This is a genomic window from Melghirimyces profundicolus, from assembly GCF_003054245.1.
Lineage (GTDB): Bacteria > Bacillota > Bacilli > Thermoactinomycetales > DSM-45169 > Melghirimyces > Melghirimyces profundicolus.
Genome location: NZ_QBKR01000029.1, coordinates 1 through 20,299 on the forward strand (window position 1 = coordinate 1; position 20,299 = coordinate 20,299).

Genomic DNA, 20,299 nt, shown 5'->3' on the forward strand with positions numbered 1-20,299 from the left:
TCGTTCGATATGAGCGTTATTTACATATCTATAAAGCTTTTTGTTTCGTTGCCGTTATTTTATGGTGCGTAAAACTAATTTTGAAATAGCTTGTATACAATAAGGAATGACGATAGACGAGTACGAGGGAATTCTTCCCCAAATTTCCTTCAAAGTTGTTCTGTAAAAGGTCTGATTAGCGGTAACATCTAAGACCTGGAGGGATATCGTGCACGAACTGAAATTATCAGATGGTTGTATTCGCATGTATCAAAGTTCCATAAAACTCATCCATTCGGTGACTAAGAAAAAACGGCATGCATTAGAAGATGTCACCTTTTTATTTAAAGAAATCCATCATGTGGAGTTATACAAACCTTTCTGGCCTTTCTCGAATGGGTACATTCGCTTTTCATTGGATGGATCTCATCATTCCAAAAAGAACATTCGTATAGCCGATAAAGAAAGCTTCCCGATGTTGTGTTATTCTATGCAGGAATATAAAAGGTTAAAAAGGATCAAGCGGTTTATTGAAACAGAGCTCGAGATCCTTCATTCAGGTTGATATATAGACCCATCTCTAAACGTTGAGATGGGTCTTATTTGGGCTTATCCAGCTTGATGAGTGAACTTCCGGGTCCTTGGCTATTATTGTAGTTTTGGAGATTGGATCACTTTAGGTTTCGATTTTTGTAAAATATCTATTAAGATAAGGGGTAAAGTTGTTTTTTCATCCCAAATAGTCATGCTATAATTTTAATGATATAGAGTTTTAATTATTTGCAGGATTACATCATAAGGGAGATTTAAAAAGAGATGAGTAAACTGTGTTTGCCTAATATCGGCCCAAAAGGACGAAGATGGCGTTACTGCGTGGCGGCCATGAATGGGGCCATGGTTGCGGCTACCGTGGCCGTATCTGTCTCCGCCAACTGGGAATTCTGGGTCAATTTTACCTTGTTCGTTCCCATTTGGATGGGGTGTCTTGCTTTCTTTCAGGCACGGGAAAAAACCTGAGTGTTATTAGCGGCGCAAGGTTTGCGCAACAAAACGGATCACAGCCTTCCTTTTCTCTCCAAATCGGAAAAAATAGAAAACAAGGAAGAACGTGTGACTATCCAGCGTCAGGCCAAGAAGGTGCATTGGAATACACTGTGGGCTTCCATTCTCCTAATGATCGTAGCTCTCGCAATCTCCAGCCTCTAAACCTAAGAGGTTTTTCGTTATGCTGTCATTGGCTTTTATACTAACTGATTGATTTGGAAGGATTGGAACGTTTATGAGTAACCCACAGCGCTACTATGAGCGTTTCCAAGTAGAAGATGTTCTCACGTTCATCTCACGCCAATTGGTACAAGCCAAAACAGTCGATGGCAGGGAAGTCTATATCCAAGAGATCAAAACAAACCAACCTTTGCCCCCTGGTGCCCGCGAAATTTTCCTGAACATGAACTTTCCGCACGTTGCACCCGTCTTGGACGTGATCATCCAGGACGATCGAATCACCCTCGTTCATCCGCCGTTTTCCGGCGACCCGCTGCCGCTCGTTGTCAACGAAAAGGACCCGATGAAACCGAGAAAAGCACTGCGTGTGTTTGAGAAATTACTGAAAACGATGCAGTCATTGGAACAACTTCCTTTATCTCTTTCGACTACATTGGATCCTCGGAACATTTGTATCGCGGATGAACCCTATGTTCTCTTCTATTGGATAAAAAATTACAGTTTGGATCCACCCGACGAACAATGGCAGCATTTACTAATCTATTTATTAACAGGAGTCATCCCTAAAAACAAGGGGGAACGACTTAAACTTCTAAGCCGGAATCACAAAATCCCGACCGATTACCGACAGCTGGCCTTGGATTGTTATGATCCCAACAAGACCCGGGATGATATCCTGTTGCAAGTCCGACAGCTGATGGAGCAACCATCGGTTGAATCCCGGTCGCTTCGGAAAAAGACTTTATCGCTAAAACCGATCTTCCGGTTGGGAGCTATCATCCTTATCAGTTTTGCAATTGGAGGGTGGCTCGGATATACCGCCGCTACCCTGAATGGCTCCCGGGAGGCCGCAGAAAAGCCAGGTCACCCGTCAAGTGCTGTGTTGCACCGGGAAGGAAAGAAAGTGGAGTTCAACGAAACACGAAATCAATATCATCTCCCGCAAACACAGACAGGCCCCGTCCAGGTCCGGGGGGAGATCATTCGAACCCGCTACCAGCCTTTTTCTATCATCTTTCAAGTAGATGACCGCTCGAAATTTTACGGGGTGAACATCGATGAACGGGGAAACATCCGCATGTATGAATCCACCGATGGTATGGAGGGTGACGATCCGACGTTTGTAAAATTGTCGGAGTATACCGTTTCACCCAATCAGCGATATAAATTTGATATCCGATACTCCCCCGGTGAGCCCCTTCGCTTCTCGATTCAAAAAAAGGGGGACCCGTCACCTAGAGTGGCGTTCGGACCGGAGCCCATCGCTCATCCCGTTGATGCACCTTACCAAGTCCAATTCCGGGGAGGGGCCGGGACAAAACTATACAATCTAAACCTTACCCCCGAATAAACAACCTTGATCGGGCCATCGGGCCTATCGACTATACACTGAGAGACAACATGAAAAGGAGGGAGCAGTTGAAATGAATCCCACGAACCTGTTTTTGTTAAAGAGCGCCATCATCCTTTCGATGATTCCCAGTTTTTTTCATTGGTTTCTCTACCAGACCCATCCACCCACATTTGTAACGATCATCATCTCGATCTCGATCATCATGTATATGTTGACGGGTTTGTTCGATAAGCTGGACGAAAGGGAGGAACGATAAAGAAGGTCCTTGTCACCCTGTTGTAGTGGTATCTACTCTGCGGCAAACGGATGCGATGCTCCCTCAGCCAAGGTGATACGAGAATCCTTATGAAAAAATACAAAAAAATCCCCCTCATTAAATAGGGGGATTCGAATTAGAGTAAAGAAAAGTCGGCTATATTAACTTATTCGATCAGCTGATCGGTTTTTAGTCCACTTTTCCGACGGTGAATGAAAACAGCCCCCCTCAGGGAAACTGAGAGGGGGTTGCATAAAAGGAGGAAATGAACTTGTTGCCCAGCACGAAACGCCTTCTGGAGTTGAGACCGGATCTTTATAATAACTAACATTTCTTTTCCCGACCATTAGTCAAATGTTAGGTTTCCGGGTATTTCATTGGGAAGAAGGGACGATGAGCAAAACCGTCCTTTTGGATGATAGCTACAAGATCCACTCCTGACATACACTAGAAGCAGGCGGCGACATTTATGATCCCAATTTCTTTTTAATGTATGCTAGCAGACTCATCTCCTGCTTATGAGACCCTCCTCGACCAACTGGAAACCTCCTTGATCGCCCCCCTTAAAATAAGGGGGGCGATTATTTAAATACCTTTTAGACCATCCCCCTTCTCTTATAATCCCTCACAGAGACGCATAAACCATGAAATGCAACAGACCCCCCTCAAATCAAACTGAGGGGGGATCTGCCAAAAGGAGAACGTGGTGGAAGCCACGAGTATTGAGGGACATCTTTATCGTACTAAAGCCCCTTTCGCCTGACCATCCGTCAAACGTCAGTTTTTTACCAATATGTCCTTGGAAAGAAGGAGTACGATAAAAAGAAGAATTTTGTTGATACGAATCTCTGTACGCTTTGTTGACTTAAACAGAATCCATATTCAGCAAAGTTACTACGTGTAAAAAACACTCCTCTCACCTTCTTCAAAGACGGAGGGGCTTGTTGGAGTCAGAAACCGGCATAGACATAAGGGTCCTTGGGGGCAGGGATCCGTTTGTAATCGTCGGCTTTTACTAAAGGCATGTCGCTTTTTAGAAACCGAACGGATTTCAGCGGCCCTTCCATTCAATCCATGTCCCTTCCCTGATTTGTTCCACACCTGGAAACGTGGCGAAAACACCGATAACACTCGTTTCAAAAAAACCGCCCCATCAGTAGGCGGTTCTTTCTGTAACGTTTGTTTATCACTTCGATGTATGCTTCTTTCGGTGTCGACCTGTCCAAAACTTATTGATGTTGAAAAAGGCAATGAAATAGGCACAAATAAGACCGAAAAAAAACAGGATGCCATCATCCATCATGGGGTCACTATCCTCCTTCAATCCCCATGTAGTCGACCGTTAATAAAGTGATTCGTAAGCTGCAGTGAGTTTTTGTCCACTTTTTTGGTGTTAGAAGGACTTCAAGCGTAGACTGAGTTTTTAGGGTCTTAATCCAGCTCACAAGGGTTGTTGATACCATGCGTATTTATACCACATCCATCTTTGGCTCGCTTATAACGGCGGGGATCATTATTGCCGTATCCATGCTGGTTTATTTCATTGTGAAAGGCATTATCACTCGTGTGGCGAACCGAAAGTTGAAAACGGACGATGATGCCAGCCGATTCCACACGCTGACTTCGGTTTTGACAGCTTAGCCGCTTACGGGATCTTTTTCATCGCGTCATGGTATTGAATGAGTTTGGCGTCAACACCTCCGCCATTCTTGCCAGTGCCGGCATCTTGGGGCTTGCGATCGGCTTTGGTGCGCAAGGATTGGTCAGTGATACAGTCACCGGCTTTTTTGTGTTAGTGGAAGATCAAGTAAACGTCGGGGAGTATGTCACCCTCGGGGGGTATTCCGGAGTCGTGGAGGAAACCGGCCTTCGACTCATGAAGCTGCGGGGATTCAACGGGGACCTTCATTTTATCCCGAACCGGGAAATCGCCTCCTTGACTAACCACTCCCGTGGCAACATGCAAGCTCTGGTGGACATCAGCATTTCCTACGATTCAGATATCGATCAGGCTGTCCGTGTAAGCCGATCCGGAAGGGCCCGAAAACGGGTCGGCCCGGTTCTCCTTCCGGATGGCACATCTTTATCGTACTAAAGCCCCTTGTAAAATAGCAAAAAAACTCTCCGGGGGCGGAGAGTCAAAAACTGAAAGCCGTAACGGTTGGATGTCAACGGTTGCTTTTAGGCGCCACCACCACTTTCCGGCGCGGTTCTTCCCCCTCGCTGTAAGTGGTCAGACGGGGGTATTTCTGGATGCAGTTATGAATGACTTTCCGTTCCATGGGACTCATCGGTTCCAAGACATGCGGGCGTTGGTTCCGCATCACTTTTTTGGCGATCCGACCCGCCAATTCCTCCAGGGTTTCCCGGCGCCGTTCCCGGTACCCCTCCGCGTCCAGAACCAAGCGGGTGTAAGGACGGGCGGCCCGGTTGGCAGCCACATTGGTCAGATACTGGAGGGCATCCAGCGTCTGTCCCCGGCGGCCGATCAGAATCCCCAGATCTTCTCCTTTAAAATTGATCCGAACCGAATCGGAATCCTCTTTTGCTTCCATTTCCACCGCATCCAGGCCCATCCGGTCAAGCACGTCCCGAAGGAACCGGAGCGCCTCATCCACAGGGGTGGAGATCAGCTCCACTTCCACCTTGGCATCGCGGCTCCCGATCAAACCGAGAAAGCCCCGGCTGGCTTCCTCCAGAACGGTCACCCGCACCCGGTCCCGGGCCGCCCCCAGCTCCCGGAGGGCTCTTTCCACGGCCGCATCCACCGTTTTTCCCGTTACGGTCACTTTTTTCAACGGGTTGCACCCTCCCGTTTTGCTTTAAATTTGTCTCCGATGAAATAATACTGAACCATGGTGAACAGGTTGCTGTACACCCAGTACAGAGCCAGGGCCGCCGGAAAGCTCAGCGACAGCACGAAAATCATGATCGGCATGATGTACATGAACGCCCGGGCCTGCGGGTTGTCCCCCATCCCCATGACGATCGATTGAAGATAGGTGGTCACCGCTGCCAACACGGGCAATACAAAGTAGGGATCCGCTTGTCCCAGCTTCATCCACAGAAAGCTGGCTTTGAAGATGTGCTGGTCCGTCATGATCGCCTGGTAAAACGCAATCAGGATCGGCAATTGAATCAGGATCGGAAGGCACCCGGCCAAGGGGTTGACGTTGTGTTTTTGGAAGAGCTTCATCGTCTCTTCCTGCAGCTTCTGCTGATTGTTCTTGTACTTCTCCCGGATTTTCTGCATCTCCGGCTGCAGTGCCTGCATCGCCCTCGAACTCTTCATCTGTTTCAGGGTGAGCGGAAGAATCAATAGACGAATCAGGACCGTGGCCACCAGAATGGCCAAACCGTAACTTCCCAAAACCTCGTAGGTCGTATCCAACAACCGCTGCAAAGGATAGACAAAATAAAGATCCCAGAAGCCGGCCGTTTTCGGGTCGATCGGCTTAAATTGCTCCGGGTTGGGGGCGCAGCCGCCGAGGGTGAAAAGGGCCGCGGCCATGGTTAGGGCCGGGATCAGGCGTCGTCTGAACAAAAAGAACTCCTCCTTCGAATCAATCGATTACGATTGAAGGACTGTGTCTATATAAGGTACAAGGGAGTGAACCGATTGAGTGTCAAGGCACCGGGTCGTAACCTCCGGGGTGAAAGGGGTGACATTTGGCAATCCGCTTCACCGTCAGCCACCCACCCCGCATCAGACCGTACCGCGAAATCGCGAGGTAGCCGTACTGCGAGCAGGTGGGAGCAAACCGGCAGGTCGGGGGAGTAAGAGGAGAAATAAAACGTCGATAAAAACGGATCAACAGGAGAACCAACCCTTTCATGAAGACCCCCCCGAATGTTTGGCCGTCTTTTTCGGACCCGGCGTTTTTCGGAAAAGACGGGCTTTCTTCAGAACATGGTGCAGACTTGATTTCATCCGGTGATAATCCATGTCTGCCGTGGGCTTCCGGGCAATCAGAATGATGTCCGTCCGTTCCGGAAGACAGTCCACCCACTCTCTCGTAATCTCCTTCACCAGCCGTTTGATCCGGTTGCGGGTCACGGCATTTCCCACTTTCCGGCTGACGGAGATACCGATCCGCACGGGACCCTCCCCTCTTCTCTCACTCCGGTAAACCACAAACTGGCGGTTGGCCACCGATGTTCCCGTCCGGAAAGCGCGGCGGAAATCCCCCCGCCGTCTCAAGCGGTATTCCTTTTGCAAGGAAGCCCCTCCTTTCCACCGGAACACCGAATCAATACCAGTATGTATCGGTACCGGCGAGAAATAAACCCCGCTGCCATAGGAAAAAAGGCCACTTAAGGGAGTGGCCTTATGCGGACAAGATCTTTCTGCCTTTTCTGCGGCGGTTTTTCAGGACTTTCCGCCCGTTCTTGGTGCTCATGCGTTTCCGAAAGCCGTGAACGTTTTTTCGCCGCCGATTGCTCGGTTGAAACGTACGCTTCATTATGATGATCCGGTTATCCTTCCACGGTCGAACCGGGACTGATTCGAAACCGACCCTGAGGTCGACCGTCAAACCGGATTTTCCTCCTTTCCAAGCTGTGAATTTGTAAAAAATCGCACGGACGACATTCTCAATCATTATATCCGCGCAACCAAAAAATTGTCAAGAAAGGGAGAAGGAATCCGGTCCCACTGTGGATAACCGGAGCGGTCCGGATTTATCCCCACCGTTATCCCCGGGTTTTCCCCTGCTTGTCCACAGAAATCACCCCTGTGAAAAAAATCAATCCACACCCCTGTGAATTCTGTTGAAAGCAGACCGGATTCGTTGTGATGCCTGGATAAATTTGATATGATGTTCATGCTTTCCACTGTGGATAACCCTTGAACGGGAACCGATTTTCCACAGGTTGTGGATAACTTTGTGGAAAATCCACAGCCCCTTGTGGACAAAGTTGTCCACACCGATGTGGAAATGGTGAACAAAAAGGGAATCTCCCGCAACCACGGGATTCCCCATGTGGATAAACCTGTGAACAGGGAAGGGGGGATCAACTATGGACACTCACATTCAGGAATTGTGGGCCCAAGCCTTGGAACACATCCAAGGAAAGCTCTCGAAACCCAGCTTTGAAACTTGGCTGCAGGCCACGGAAGCCGTGGATTTCCGGGAGGATACCCTCGTGGTTTCCGCTCCCAACGAATTCGCGCGGGATTGGTTGGAATCCCGCTATGCCCATTTGGTCCGGGATACCCTTCAGGAAATCACCGGATCCGTGATCGGCGTTCAGTTCATCACCCATTCATCCACACGGACGGAGGGGGAAGAAGAAACCGCAGCCACGATGGAAAAACCCCATCTGCGGGAAGAGGGGCCCAAAACGATGCTCAATTCCCGATACACCTTCGACACCTTCGTGATCGGTACCGGGAACCGGTTTGCCCATGCGGCCTCTCTGGCGGTGGCGGAAGCTCCGGCCAAGGCGTACAATCCCCTTTTTATTTACGGAGGGGTGGGATTGGGGAAAACCCACTTGATGCATGCCATCGGTAACTATGTCCTTTCTCATCCTTCCCATGCCCGTGTCGTCTATCTGTCCTCCGAAAAGTTTACCAACGAATTCATCAACTCCATTCGCGATAACCGTACCGACGACTTCCGGCACAAATACAGAAATGTGGATATTCTGTTGATCGACGATATTCAGTTCCTGGCAGGGAAAGAGCAGACACAGGAAGAGTTTTTCCACACGTTTAACGCCCTGCACGGGGAGAGCAAGCAAATCGTCATTTCCAGCGACCGGCCGCCCAAAGCGATTCCCACCCTGGAAGATCGTCTTCGCTCCCGCTTCGAATGGGGGCTGATCACCGACATTCAACCGCCGGATCTGGAGACCCGCATCGCCATTCTCCGAAAGAAAGCGATCGCGGACAAACTGGACATCGACAGCGATGTGATGGCCTTTATCGCGGACCGGATCGATACCAACATCCGGGAGTTGGAGGGCGCCCTGATCCGGGTCGTCGCCTATTCCGCCTTGATCAATCAACCGGTGAGCGTGGAACTGGCGGCAGAAGCGCTGAAAGACATCATTTCCGACGCCAAGCCCCGTGTGATCGGCATTCCGGACATCCAAAAGGAGATCTGCTCCTATTACCGGCTGCGGATCGAAGATTTAAAGGGAAAGAAACGGACCAAAAACATCGCCCTTCCCCGACAGATCGCCATGTATCTGTGCCGGGAACTCACCGATGTCTCCCTTCCCAAAATCGGGGAGGAATTCGGGGGGCGGGATCATACCACCGTCATCCATGCCCATGAGAAAATTACCCGGACCCTGGCGATGGACCCCGGTCTTCAACAGGCTGTGGAAGATTTGAAGAAACGGTTGACCCGGCGCACCTGATCAATGAAAACTGCATCATCCGTCCCTGTGGACATTGTGGACAAAACACCCCGGCCTATGCACAGTTTCTCCACAACGTGTATAGGCTTCTTACTTGGAAGGAAGACACTTATCCACACTTTTAACAGCCCCTATTACTATGACGACGACATTTAAAATATAATATATATGTTATACATGCCCCGATATGACTCCGTCCCATTCCCTATTTTTCTTTCATAGACTATCCACAGGTGGGGGAACGTGGTTGAATAATGACGGGGCTCTTTCTCATTGAACGGAAAATACGCGGCACAGGACGGAAGGGTGAACCTGTTTCAGTCCTGTGGACAAACGGAGGAGGACTTCCCATGAAATTTCAGATTTCCCGTCCCTCTTTAACGGAAGCCGTATCCCAGGTTTCCAAGGCGGTGTCCACCAAGACCACCGTTCCCATCCTGACGGGCATCAAGGTGACGGTGGATGAAGAAGGACTCTGGCTGACCGGAAGCAATTCGGATTTGACCATTCAAGTGTGCATTCCGATCCGTCAGGATGATAAAGAACAGGTAAAAGTGGAAAGAATAGGAAGTGTGGTGTTGCCGGGCAGGATCTTTTCGGAAATTGTCCGAAAACTGCCGGGGGACGAAGTGGACTGGGTTGTGGATGAACGGTGGAAAACCACCCTTCGGTCCGGGCAGGCCCAGTTCGAACTGAAAGGACTGGACCCCGAAGAATATCCCCGCATTCCTTCCTTTCATGAAGATCGGATGTTCAGTCTGCCGGCCGATCTTTTGAAGTCGATGATCCGCCAGACGGGTTTTGCGGTTTCCACATCTGAAGCCAGGGGGGTTCTGACTGGGGTTCTGTGGCAACTGGAAGGCGGAAACCTCACGTTTGTGGCCACGGACAGCCACCGTCTGTCCCGACGCCAAGCCGAGGTGGAAGGCCCGGAGGATCTGAAGGTGGAAAACGTGGTCGTTCCCGGTAAAAGTATGTCGGAACTGGGGAAAATCCTGGCCGACCGCACCGGATGGGTGGATGTCATCCTGGCGGATAATCAGATTCTGATCCGTGCAGACCATCTTCTGTTTTTCTCCCGGCTTCTCGACGGAGCCTATCCGGACACCAACCGGGTGATCCCCAAAGGCGGAAAGACGGAAATCCGGGTATCCACCAAGGAGATCCTGCAATCGGTGGACCGTGCGGCCTTGATCAGCCGGGATGGAAGAGATAATGTGATAAAATGGACAGTGAAAGAAGAAGGACTCGTCCAGGTCCAATCCACAGCCCAGGATGTGGGAAGTGTCCTGGAAGAGGTGAGTGCTCAGGTGAAGGGCGAGGAGATCAGCCTCTCATTCAATGCCCAATACATGCTGGACGCCTTGCGGGCGGTGGATTCCGATGAAATCAAGATTCTTTTGACCGGCACAATGACTCCCTTCGTGATCCAACCGGCGGACCGGGAAGACGCGCTTCACCTGATCGTTCCAATCCGAACGCGGTGACAGAGGGGATCAAGAGGTGAAAACATGAGGGAAGTCACGATCGATACAGAATACATCACACTTGGCCAACTCCTGAAAAAGTTGGATCTCCTGGACACGGGAGGACAAGCCAAGCACTTTTTATCTGAAAACCGGGTCTGGGTGAATGGAGAGCCGGAAGAACGCCGTGGGAGAAAGATCTATCCCCGGGACACTGTGGAAATCGAAGGTTTCGGAACCGTCCGTCCCCACCGGGAGGGTTGAAAGGAGCAGGCTATGCATGTGGAGCAACTGGAACTGAAGCAGTTCCGCAACATCCGACACCTCCGGTTGGATTGCCCCGGAGAGCTCCACTTGTTTGTCGGACCCAACGCTCAGGGAAAGACCAACATTCTCGAATCGCTTTACGTTTTGGCCATCGGGAAATCCCATCGGACTTACAGCCACAAAGAGATGATCCAATGGGAAGAATCCGCCGCATTTCTGAAAGCCAAGGTGTGGAGGGGAGAAACGGCGGGACGCCTGGAAATCCGTCTCACCCCCAAGGGGAAAAAAGTGATTCGAAACGGGGTGGAACAGCGGCGTTTGAGCGATTACATCGGTTCTCTCACCGCTGTTCTGTTCGCGCCCGAGGACCTGTCCATCGTCAAGGGAAGCCCCCAGGTTCGACGACGGTTTCTGGACATGGAAATCGGTCAGGTGAGCCCCGCCTACCTCCATTCCCTGTCTCAATACAACAAGCTCATCCACCAACGGAACCGCTTGTTGAAAGAGTGGGGAAAAAAACGGACGGCGGACGCCGTGATGTTGGACGTGATGAACGAACAACTGATCGAGTTATCCACATACCTGTGGGCAAAACGGTTTGCGTTTGTGGAACTCCTATCCGGCCGGGCAAAAGAAATTCACGACTCCATCACCCGGGAAAGGGAAAACCTCTCCCTTCAATACCGTCCCTCCATCCCGATCCGGGCGGAAATGGACAAGAAAGAACTTCGGGAAGTGATGGAAAAGGAGCTGGGACGGATTCGGGAACGGGAGGTTATCCGGGGGAACACCCTGGTGGGGCCGCACCGGGATGATCTGCGCCTGGCCGCGGATGGAACGGATCTTCACACTTACGGATCCCAGGGACAGCAGCGCACCGCCGCCCTCTCCCTCAAGCTGGCTGAAATCGAGCTGATTCACCAGGAAACCGGACATTATCCCATCCTTTTATTGGATGATGTTCTGTCCGAACTGGACGATTTTCGCAAAACCCAACTGCTGGAAGCCATCCGCGGAAAAGTCCAGACTTTTGTGACCACCACCGGTTTAGAGGGAATTGACCGGGAGACCCTGAACCGGGCCCGGATTTACCGGGTTCGGCAGGGAAGTATTTCCGAACAGAGGTGAAAAGGTGTTTATCCATCTCGGCGGTAACAAAATGATTCGAGTCAGCGAAGTGATCACCATCCTGGATGCCGGGAACCGGCGGTCCCCCGCCACCTTGGCTTCTTTTTTGGATAAAGCCGGGAAACAGGGGCGTCTGGAGCGGATTTCCGATCAGGAGGAAGTCAAATCTTATGTGGTGACCCGGACCGCGGTATACGCTTCGCCCATCTCTTCTCTCACGCTGTTGAAACGGGCTCAGCAAGGAGGGAACCGGGTGTTCGGTGAGGTGTCCGGCAGGGGATCCGGAGAAAAAGGAACTTAAAAAGTAGGTGAGCGCGAAGGTGACCGTACAAAAGACCAATTATGACGAATCCCAGATTCAGGTGTTGGAAGGCTTGGAAGCCGTCCGAAAACGGCCGGGAATGTATATCGGTTCCACCAGCTCCCGCGGCCTGCACCACCTGGTCTGGGAAGTGGTGGACAACAGCATTGACGAAGCCCTGGCCGGACGCTGCGACACCATCTCCGTGACGGTGCATGAAGACAACAGCGTAACCGTGGAAGACAACGGCAGCGGGATTCCCGTCGGAATCCATCCCAAAATGGGCCGCCCCGCTCTGGAAGTGGTGATGACGGTCCTTCACGCCGGCGGCAAGTTCGGCGGGGAGGGGTACAAGTTTTCCGGCGGCCTCCACGGGGTGGGGGTTTCCGTGGTGAACGCCCTTTCCGAATGGGTGGAAGTCGAGGTTAAGCGGGAAGGAAAAATCCACGTCCAGCGATACCGCCACGGGGTTCCGCAATCCGATGTACAAGTGGTGGGTGAAACCCGGGAAACGGGCACCAAGACGACATTCAAACCGGATCCGGAGATTTTTACGGAAACGACGGAGTTCGACTACGAGATTCTGTTGAACCGTTTGAGGGAACTCTCTTTCCTCAACAGCGGCGTCCGCATCATCCTCCGGGATGAACGGGGAGAAGGAAAATCCCACGAATTCAAGTTTGACGGGGGCATCCGCTCCTTTGTCGAACACCTGAACAAAAACCGGGAAACGCTGCATCATCCCCCGGTTTACATTGAAGGGGAGAAAGACGGGATCGAGGTGCAAATCGCCCTTCAGTACAACGACAGCTATACCGGTAATCTGTATTCCTATGCCAACAACATTCACACCCACGAGGGCGGCACCCATGAAGCGGGCTTTAAATCGGCGCTCACCCGGGTGGTGAACGATTATGCACGGAGGAACAATCTCCTCAAAGACAATGACAATAACCTCTCGGGAGACGATGTGCGGGAAGGTCTGACGGCCATTATCAGTGTCAAGGTCCCCGAGCCGCAGTTTGAAGGTCAGACAAAGACAAAACTGGGGAACTCCGAAGCCCGGACGATCACGGAATCCATTTTTGCGGAACAGTTCCTCACGTTCCTGGAGGAGAACCCCTCCGTTGCCAAAAAGGTGATCAACAAGGCAGTCATGGCCGCCCGGGCAAGGGAAGCCGCCCGCAAAGCACGGGAGCTGACCCGGCGGAAAAATGCCCTGGAAGTGAGTTCCCTTCCGGGGAAACTGGCGGACTGCACGTCCCGGAAAGCGGATCGGAGCGAACTCTACCTGGTGGAGGGGGATTCCGCGGGAGGAACCGCAAAACAAGGGCGGGACCGGATGTTTCAGGCCATCCTCCCTCTGCGCGGGAAAATTATCAACGTGGAGAAAGCCCGTCTGGACAAGGCTCTCTCCAACGAGGAGATCCGGACGATTATCACGGCAATCGGCACGGGGATCGGGGAAGATTTTCAACTGGAAAAAGCCCGTTATCACAAACTGATTATCATGACTGATGCTGATGTGGATGGAGCCCATATCCGGACACTGTTGCTGACGTTTTTCTACCGGTATATGCGCCCCTTGATCGAAGAGGGTTACATTTACATCGCGCAGCCGCCCCTGTATAAACTCACCCAGGGGAAAAAGATCCTTTACGCCTTCAGCGACCGGGAAAAGGAAAGAAAGCTGAAAGAATTGGAAGGCAAGGGGAAGGTGGAAATCCAGAGGTACAAAGGCCTCGGGGAGATGACCGCCACCCAATTGTGGGAAACGACAATGGATCCGGAAAGCCGGACCCTCCTGCAGGTATCCCTGCAGGACGCGATGGATGCGGATCAGGTCTTTGAAACCCTGATGGGGGACAAAGTGGGACCGCGCCGGGAGTTTATCCAGGAGTACGCCAGACAGGTGCGGAACCTGGACATTTGACGGACGGATCCGAGAACGAGCGGAGGGAAGCGAATGCCTGAAGAAATCGAGCGCGTGAACGAGATCAACATCAGCCAGGAAATGCGCAATTCGTTCCTGGATTACGCGATGAGCGTCATCGTCAGCCGGGCCCTCCCCGACGTCCGGGACGGGCTCAAACCGGTTCACCGGCGCATCCTCTATACCATGCACGAACTGGGGATGACGCCGGACAAAGGATACCGGAAATCGGCCAACGTGGTCGGGAATGTTTTGGCCTCCTATCACCCCCACGGAGATGTGGCCGTATACGACACCATGGTTCGCATGGCACAGGATTTTTCGTACCGGTATACGCTGGTGGACGGTCACGGCAATTTCGGCTCCATCGACGGAGACGCCCCGGCGGCGATGCGTTACACCGAAGCCCGGATGGCCCCGATCACCCGGGAATTACTCCGGGACATCGAAAAGGAGACCGTCGATTTCGGCCCCAACTACGACGGCCGGCTGGAACAACCCCTCGTGTTGCCCTCCCGTTTTCCCAACCTCCTGGTCAACGGGGCGGCGGGGATCGCCGTCGGGATGGCCACCAACATTCCGCCCCACAATCTGGGTGAAGTGATTGACGGATTGCTTGAGCTGATCAAAAACCCGGAAGTCACCATCGATGAATTGATGGAACACATCAAGGGCCCGGACTTTCCCACTGCCGGACTCATCCTGGGCCGGGACGGCATCAAAAAGGCATACCGGACCGGACGGGGCAGCATTCGTCTCCAGGCCAAGACCCGGGTCGAAGAAGCGAACAACGGGAAGATGCGGATTGTGGTGGAAGAGCTTCCCTTCCAGGTGAACAAAGCCAAGCTGGTCGAGCGGATCGCCGAATTGGTCCGGGATAAAAAGGTCGACGGGATCACCGACCTGAGGGATGAATCGGACCGGAACGGGATGCGTGTCATCATTGAACTCCGCCGGGACGTCAATCCCAAGGTGCTCCTCAACAACCTGTACAAACACACCAACCTGCAGACCAGTTTCGGGATCAACATGCTGGCTCTCGTGGACGGCAAACCCCTGGTGCTCAATCTGAAACAGGTGCTGCACCACTACCTGCAACACCAAGTGGAAGTGATTCGCCGCCGGACGGAGTACGATCTCCGTAAGGCGGAAGAGCGGGCCCATATTTTGGAGGGCCTGAGGATCGCCTTGGACCATATCGATGAAGTGATCGAGCTGATCCGCGCCTCCCGCACCACCCAGGAGGCCCGCAACGGTCTGATGGAGAAATTCGGTCTGACCGAAAAACAGGCCCAGGCGATCCTGGATATGCGCCTGCAGCGTTTGACCGGTCTGGAAAGGGAAAAAATCGAAAACGAGTACCATGAACTCCTGAAAACCATCGCCGAATTGAAGGCGATCCTCGCCAGCGAAGAGCGGATCCGCGGGGTGGTCCGGGATGAACTGCTGGAAATCCGGGAGAAGTACGCCGATGAACGCCGCACGCGCATCATGCTCAACGTTGCGGAGATTGCCGATGAGGATCTCATACCGGAAGATGAAGTGGCCATCCTGATGACCCACCGCGGGTACATCAAACGGATGCCGTTATCCAGCTACCGGGCCCAACGCCGCGGAGGCCGGGGTGTCTCCGGAATGGGGACGAAGGAAGGCGATTTCGTTCAGCACCTCTTCGTCACCAACTCCCACAACTACCTGCTCTTTTTCTCCAACAAGGGCAAAGTGTACCGCATGAAAGCCTATGAGGTGCCTGAGCTTTCACGGACCGCCAGGGGAACTCCCCTCATCAACCTGATCCAGATCGATCAGGGGGAATACATCGAAGCGGTCATCCCGGTCAAAGAATTCAGTGCGGACCACTACCTCTTCTTCTGCACCAAGTTCGGGGTGGTGAAGAAGACTTCCCTGGAAGAGTTTGAACACATTCGGCGGAACGGTCTTTTCGCCATCAATCTCCGGGAAGGGGACGAGCTGGTGGGCGTGCGTCTGACCGATGGAAAGCAGGAGATCATCCTCGGTACCCGTCGGGGGATGTCGATCCGCTTCCCCGAACAGGATGTCCGACAGATGGGACGGACCGCCACGGGGGTGAAAGGGATTGCCCTCGGAGAAAAAGATGAAGTGGTCGGCATGGAAGTGGTCCTGCCGGAGCAGGAGGTGGTCATCGTGACATCCAAAGGGTACGGGAAACGGACTCCCCTCTCGGAATACCGGACCCAAATCCGGGGCGGAAAAGGAATCAAAGCCCAGAATGTGACCAAAGCCAAGGGTTTTGTGGTCGGTCTGAAAGTGGTATCTCCGGAGGAAGACTTGATGATCGTCACCACCTCCGGCGTCGTGATCCGGATGAATGTTGAAGGGATCTCCAGCATGAGTCGTTACGCCCAGGGGGTCAAGCTGATCTCGGTGAAAGAGGACGAAGAAGTGGCCACCCTGGCACGGGTCAACACCGAGGAGGACGAAACGGAGAGTTAATGGACACCCGCCTGCCGGCGGGTTTTTTTGTTTGATCACGCCCGTCGAAACAAGATTTTTTCTTCAAACAGCTCGTTCAGGACCAGGTTGGGAAATTTCCGTTGTGTCACCTGCAGGAACTCTTCGATCAGAACCATCTCTTCCGAGGTCATCCCGTAAATCATCTCGCCCCACAGAGGGGGTTCGTACCGGCACAGCATGCTGAGGTGGAACAACAGCAGATAATGAACGAAAAGTTCCGGCAGATAGGCGGCAGGAACGCTTCGGACGAACAGATAGTATCCTCCGCGGATATCTTCCCGGAAAAAGGGATGATCGAATCCCTGCCCCCATCGGTTCACGTGGGAGACTCTCCGATGTTGCCAAAAAAGGCGGAAGCGATGGCAGCTTTCCCTTTGTTCTTCCCAGGCGAATCGAACTTCCCCTTTTTTACCCGCATGGTTGAGGCGTTCAGCCAACCCGCGGGGGGTCAGATGGAGCCCATCCAACAGACGGTCTTCCAGATAGAAGGCCATGCCTTGTTTTTCATCGGGGGGAGCATGGAACACGGCGACGGGATAGAGGGTCTCTTCCAAAAAAAGTTGACGGTAGCCATCCTGCATCTCAGGGATGAGGGAGAAGAGCTCCCGTGTGGACCAGCTCTTCCCGATCAGGGCCTCCTCTCCTTTGAGCCGGGCCAGTTCCGGAAACAATCCGTGACGCTGAACCCTTACTTTATCTTCGAAAAACCGGAAATATCCGCGCTTCCGTTTTGCAGTCGAGACTCCATGGCGCATGACGGCGGTATTCCGAGGATAATCGGGGTCCCTCGATAACACCAGGGCTTTGGTGAGAGTCATCATCCCGTAATAAGCCAGAAGCGGCCGGGCGAAGAGACTGCTGATTCGGGCCGCCCGGTAATACTCCCTGGCCTGCTTCACATAATAAATCAGAGGCTGCGCCGCCCGGAAGGCGGCTCTCTCCGGCCGGTCCAGTCCACTTCTCCTGTACTTTTTCTCCAAAAACGACCGAACGAGGGGTTCGTTTTCCAAGAGGAGAAAAAGGTTCCACATTTTCTGTTCCGGCGAATCACAGGGGATGGCCCTGATCGATGAATCCACATGGATCCCTGCTTTCCCGTTGTCATGAACCTTATTTTGCGTGGTCGGCCACCTGTTTATGAAAAAACACCGAACCTGTGGATAAGCTGTGGATAACAGGGGATAACTTCAGGAGGGCGGCTTGGCCCAACTAAAACCCAGGAGCGCCGGGTAAGAGAATCGGGCTTTTCCCGGGTTTCGGTAGGCCTTCGGTTTTTTCTGCGGAACGACTCTAAAAGCGTTGTGAAAAAGTGAGCGGCAGCATTTACCCAAAGCCGCTCCGGCTGCACTCACAGAGCACAAGTCTCGCCTGGGTCGCTTCTCTCCCCGGTCTCGCTATGCACTCACAGAGCACAAGTCTCGCCTGGGTCGCTCGCTCCCCGGTCTCGCTATGCACTCACAGAGCACAAGTCTCGCCTGGGTCGCTCGCTCCCCGGTCTCGCTATGCTGTCCTGCAGAGATGGTTGCACTGTCCGCTCCGAATCATCCTGCTGCGGGCAGGGGCAAAACGCCTTCGGATGCAACACAGAGAAGCTTTTGCCCCTGAACGCCCTTGCAGGCTGCTTCTCCGCTGGGCAGGACAGCAAAGTCGCTATTTCGGGTAAATGCTTCCCCTTTTATCGAAACGAACATTCAATCACAACGCTTCGAAGGGGTTGTCCATTCGAGTCCTTTCCGATTCTCCTGATTTCTTACGCTTTGATCGCACGGTCAATCCGGGAGAGACTCAAGGAAGGCCGTGAAAGCCCGGTTTGGCGCAACTTGACAGGGTTTCGGACCGTCTGATACGATTTCAAAAACCTGAAAACGGATCCTGGAATAAAGGAGAATCGAGAGGCAAATGTGGGAGAATAAATTTTCCAAAGAAGGATTGACGTTTGACGACGTGTTGTTGTTGCCTGCCAAATCCGACATCCTTCCGAAAGACGTTGACATTACCACCCGCCTGGGAGAGCATATCCAACTGAACGTACCATTATTGAGCGCGGGGATGGACACGGTGACCGAAGCTCCGATGGCGATTGCCCTGGCCCGGCAGGGAGGGATCGGCATCATCCACAAAAACATGGAGGCAGCTGAACAGGCGGAAGAGGTGGATCGGGTAAAGCGGTCCGAAAGCGGCGTGATCACCAACCCTTTCTACCTGTATGCCGATAATAAAGTGTATGAAGCGGAAAGCCTGATGTCCAAGTACCGCATCTCCGGGGTACCGATTGTGGATAAGGGACAAAAGCTGGTCGGAATCATCACCAACCGGGACATGCGGTTCATCCGGGATTTTTCCATTCCGATCTCCGAAGTGATGACCCGGGAAAACCTGGTGACGGCACCTGTGGGGACCACCCTTTCCGACGCGGAGGAGATTCTTCAGAAACACAAGATCGAAAAGTTGCCGCTGGTGGATGAAGAAGGTGTCCTTAAAGGGTTGATCACCATTAAGGATATCGAAAAGGCGACCATGTTTCCCGATGCGGCCAAGGATGTTCACGGTCGCCTCCTCGCCGGAGCCGCCGTCGGGGTTTCCGGGGATACGATGGAGCGGGCAGCCGCATTGGTCGAAGCGGAAGTGGACGTTCTGGTGGTGGACACGGCACACGGTCATTCCCGGGGCGTACTGAAGACGGTGGCCAAACTGCGAAAACAGTATCCAGACCTCGTGATCGTGGCGGGAAACGTGGCCACCGGAGAAGGAACCCGCGATCTGATTGAAGCCGGAGCCAGTGTGGTCAAAGTGGGAATCGGACCCGGTTCCATCTGTACCACCCGTGTCGTGGCGGGAATCGGTGTTCCACAGATCACCGCCATCTATGACTGTGCCGTCGTCGCCCGCCAGTACGGAATCCCCGTTATCGCAGACGGCGGAATCCGATTTTCCGGCGATATCGTCAAGGCGTTGGCTGCAGGAGCGGATGCGGTCATGTTGGGCAGCATCTTTGCCGGGACCGAGGAATCCCCAGGTGAGACCGAGATTTATCAGGGGCGCCAGTTCAAAGTTTATCGCGGAATGGGCTCGATCGGCGCCATGAAAGCGGGCAGCCGGGACCGATACTTCCAGGAAAATGAACAGAAACTCGTCCCCGAAGGAATTGAAGGACGGGTTCCCTACAAAGGGCCATTGGCCGATACGGTTTATCAACTGATGGGGGGGCTTCGTGCCGGCATGGGCTATTGCGGAACGAAGAACCTTCAGGAGCTTAAGGAGCATTCCCGTTTTATCCGGATCACCAACGCCTCTCTCCGGGAGAGCCACCCCCACGATATCCAAATCACCAAGGAAGCACCCAACTACAACATATGACGTTCAATCGACAGGGAAGGACTCTTCCCTGTCTTTTTTTTGGTGGCGATCCCCCGTTTTTCGTTTTCAATTTCCTGCCCATTCGTTACACTGGTATTATCGGATAGTGGTATCATTTACCTTCCGGCTTTTTTGGGATATATGACGATGGAACGGGGTGGGAAGTCAG

General features: G+C 52.7%; 18 protein-coding genes and 1 pseudogene. 13 read left to right on the forward strand and 6 right to left on the reverse strand.

Annotated elements, in window-relative coordinates:
* The first annotated feature begins 208 nt into the window (after window positions 1-208).
* From C8P63_RS16130 to C8P63_RS16155, 5 genes and pseudogenes are all read left to right on the forward strand, one after another.
* Complete coding sequence (locus C8P63_RS16130; protein ID WP_108025808.1) at window positions 209-544, forward strand: hypothetical protein; 336 nt, start codon at window positions 209-211, stop codon at window positions 542-544.
* A 251-nt stretch (window positions 545-795) separates the two neighbouring features.
* Window positions 796-996 (forward strand): hypothetical protein, encoded by a 201-nt coding sequence (locus C8P63_RS18845; RefSeq protein ID WP_146172197.1) that lies wholly within the window; start codon window positions 796-798, stop codon window positions 994-996.
* Window positions 997-1,258: 262 nt separating this feature from the next.
* A complete protein-coding gene (locus tag C8P63_RS16140; RefSeq protein ID WP_108025812.1) occupies window positions 1,259-2,554 on the forward strand; it encodes a serine/threonine-protein kinase in 1,296 nt (431 codons plus the stop codon).
* Between the two features lie 73 nt (window positions 2,555-2,627).
* Window positions 2,628-2,813 (forward strand): hypothetical protein, encoded by a 186-nt coding sequence (locus tag C8P63_RS16145; RefSeq protein ID WP_108025814.1) that lies wholly within the window; start codon window positions 2,628-2,630, stop codon window positions 2,811-2,813.
* A gap of 1,666 nt (window positions 2,814-4,479) precedes the next feature.
* A pseudogene (locus C8P63_RS16155) lies at window positions 4,480-4,836 on the forward strand (mechanosensitive ion channel family protein); the annotation flags it as partial.
* 145 nt (window positions 4,837-4,981) lie between these two features.
* On the opposite strand, the gene jag reads toward C8P63_RS16155, so the two are convergent.
* The 5 genes from jag to rpmH form a co-directional block, all read right to left on the reverse strand.
* Window positions 4,982-5,611 carry an RNA-binding cell elongation regulator Jag/EloR gene (gene jag, locus C8P63_RS16160; protein ID WP_108025820.1) on the reverse strand — a complete coding sequence of 210 codons (630 nt, stop codon included), beginning with the start codon at window positions 5,609-5,611 and terminating at the stop codon, window positions 4,982-4,984.
* On the reverse strand, window positions 5,608-6,324 hold the full coding sequence (yidC, locus tag C8P63_RS16165) for a membrane protein insertase YidC (RefSeq protein WP_108025877.1): 717 nt from the start codon (window positions 6,322-6,324) through the stop codon (window positions 5,608-5,610). The genes jag and yidC overlap by 4 nt, the downstream gene beginning before the upstream one ends.
* Window positions 6,325-6,439: 115 nt before the next feature.
* Window positions 6,440-6,649, reverse strand: a complete 210-nt coding sequence (gene yidD, locus C8P63_RS16170) for a membrane protein insertion efficiency factor YidD (protein WP_108025822.1) — start codon at window positions 6,647-6,649, stop codon at window positions 6,440-6,442.
* Complete coding sequence (gene rnpA, locus C8P63_RS16175) at window positions 6,646-7,032, reverse strand: ribonuclease P protein component (protein ID WP_108025824.1); 387 nt, start codon at window positions 7,030-7,032, stop codon at window positions 6,646-6,648. The genes yidD and rnpA overlap by 4 nt, the downstream gene beginning before the upstream one ends.
* Window positions 7,033-7,141: 109 nt before the next feature.
* A complete protein-coding gene (rpmH, locus tag C8P63_RS16180) occupies window positions 7,142-7,276 on the reverse strand; it encodes a 50S ribosomal protein L34 (protein WP_108025879.1) in 135 nt (44 codons plus the stop codon).
* A 556-nt stretch (window positions 7,277-7,832) separates the two neighbouring features.
* Here rpmH and dnaA point away from each other — a divergent pair.
* From dnaA to gyrA, 7 genes are all read left to right on the forward strand, one after another.
* The gene (dnaA, locus tag C8P63_RS16190; RefSeq protein WP_108025828.1) at window positions 7,833-9,182 is read left to right on the forward strand and encodes a chromosomal replication initiator protein DnaA; all 1,350 of its coding nucleotides are present in this window, start codon (window positions 7,833-7,835) and stop codon (window positions 9,180-9,182) included.
* A gap of 350 nt (window positions 9,183-9,532) precedes the next feature.
* A complete protein-coding gene (gene dnaN / locus C8P63_RS16195; protein WP_108025830.1) occupies window positions 9,533-10,669 on the forward strand; it encodes a DNA polymerase III subunit beta in 1,137 nt (378 codons plus the stop codon).
* Between the two features lie 24 nt (window positions 10,670-10,693).
* Window positions 10,694-10,912 carry a S4 domain-containing protein YaaA gene (yaaA, locus tag C8P63_RS16200; RefSeq protein WP_108025832.1) on the forward strand — a complete coding sequence of 73 codons (219 nt, stop codon included), beginning with the start codon at window positions 10,694-10,696 and terminating at the stop codon, window positions 10,910-10,912.
* Window positions 10,913-10,924: 12 nt separating this feature from the next.
* Window positions 10,925-12,043 carry a DNA replication/repair protein RecF gene (recF, locus tag C8P63_RS16205; RefSeq protein WP_108025833.1) on the forward strand — a complete coding sequence of 373 codons (1,119 nt, stop codon included), beginning with the start codon at window positions 10,925-10,927 and terminating at the stop codon, window positions 12,041-12,043.
* Window positions 12,044-12,047: 4 nt separating this feature from the next.
* Window positions 12,048-12,344, forward strand: a complete 297-nt coding sequence (gene remB, locus C8P63_RS16210; protein WP_108025836.1) for an extracellular matrix regulator RemB — start codon at window positions 12,048-12,050, stop codon at window positions 12,342-12,344.
* Between the two features lie 19 nt (window positions 12,345-12,363).
* Window positions 12,364-14,277: a DNA topoisomerase (ATP-hydrolyzing) subunit B gene (gene gyrB / locus C8P63_RS16215; RefSeq protein ID WP_108025838.1), complete on the forward strand. Its 1,914-nt coding sequence runs from the start codon at window positions 12,364-12,366 to the stop codon at window positions 14,275-14,277.
* A gap of 33 nt (window positions 14,278-14,310) precedes the next feature.
* Complete coding sequence (gene gyrA / locus C8P63_RS16220; RefSeq protein WP_108025841.1) at window positions 14,311-16,752, forward strand: DNA gyrase subunit A; 2,442 nt, start codon at window positions 14,311-14,313, stop codon at window positions 16,750-16,752.
* A gap of 35 nt (window positions 16,753-16,787) precedes the next feature.
* Here gyrA and C8P63_RS16225 read toward each other — a convergent pair whose 3' ends face one another.
* A complete protein-coding gene (locus C8P63_RS16225) occupies window positions 16,788-17,852 on the reverse strand; it encodes a YaaC family protein (protein ID WP_108025843.1) in 1,065 nt (354 codons plus the stop codon).
* A gap of 820 nt (window positions 17,853-18,672) precedes the next feature.
* On the opposite strand from C8P63_RS16225, the gene guaB reads away from it, so the two are divergent.
* Entirely contained in the window at window positions 18,673-20,130 is a 1,458-nt protein-coding gene (gene guaB, locus C8P63_RS16230; protein ID WP_108025845.1) for an IMP dehydrogenase, read from the forward strand.
* The last annotated feature ends 169 nt before the right edge of the window (window positions 20,131-20,299 follow it).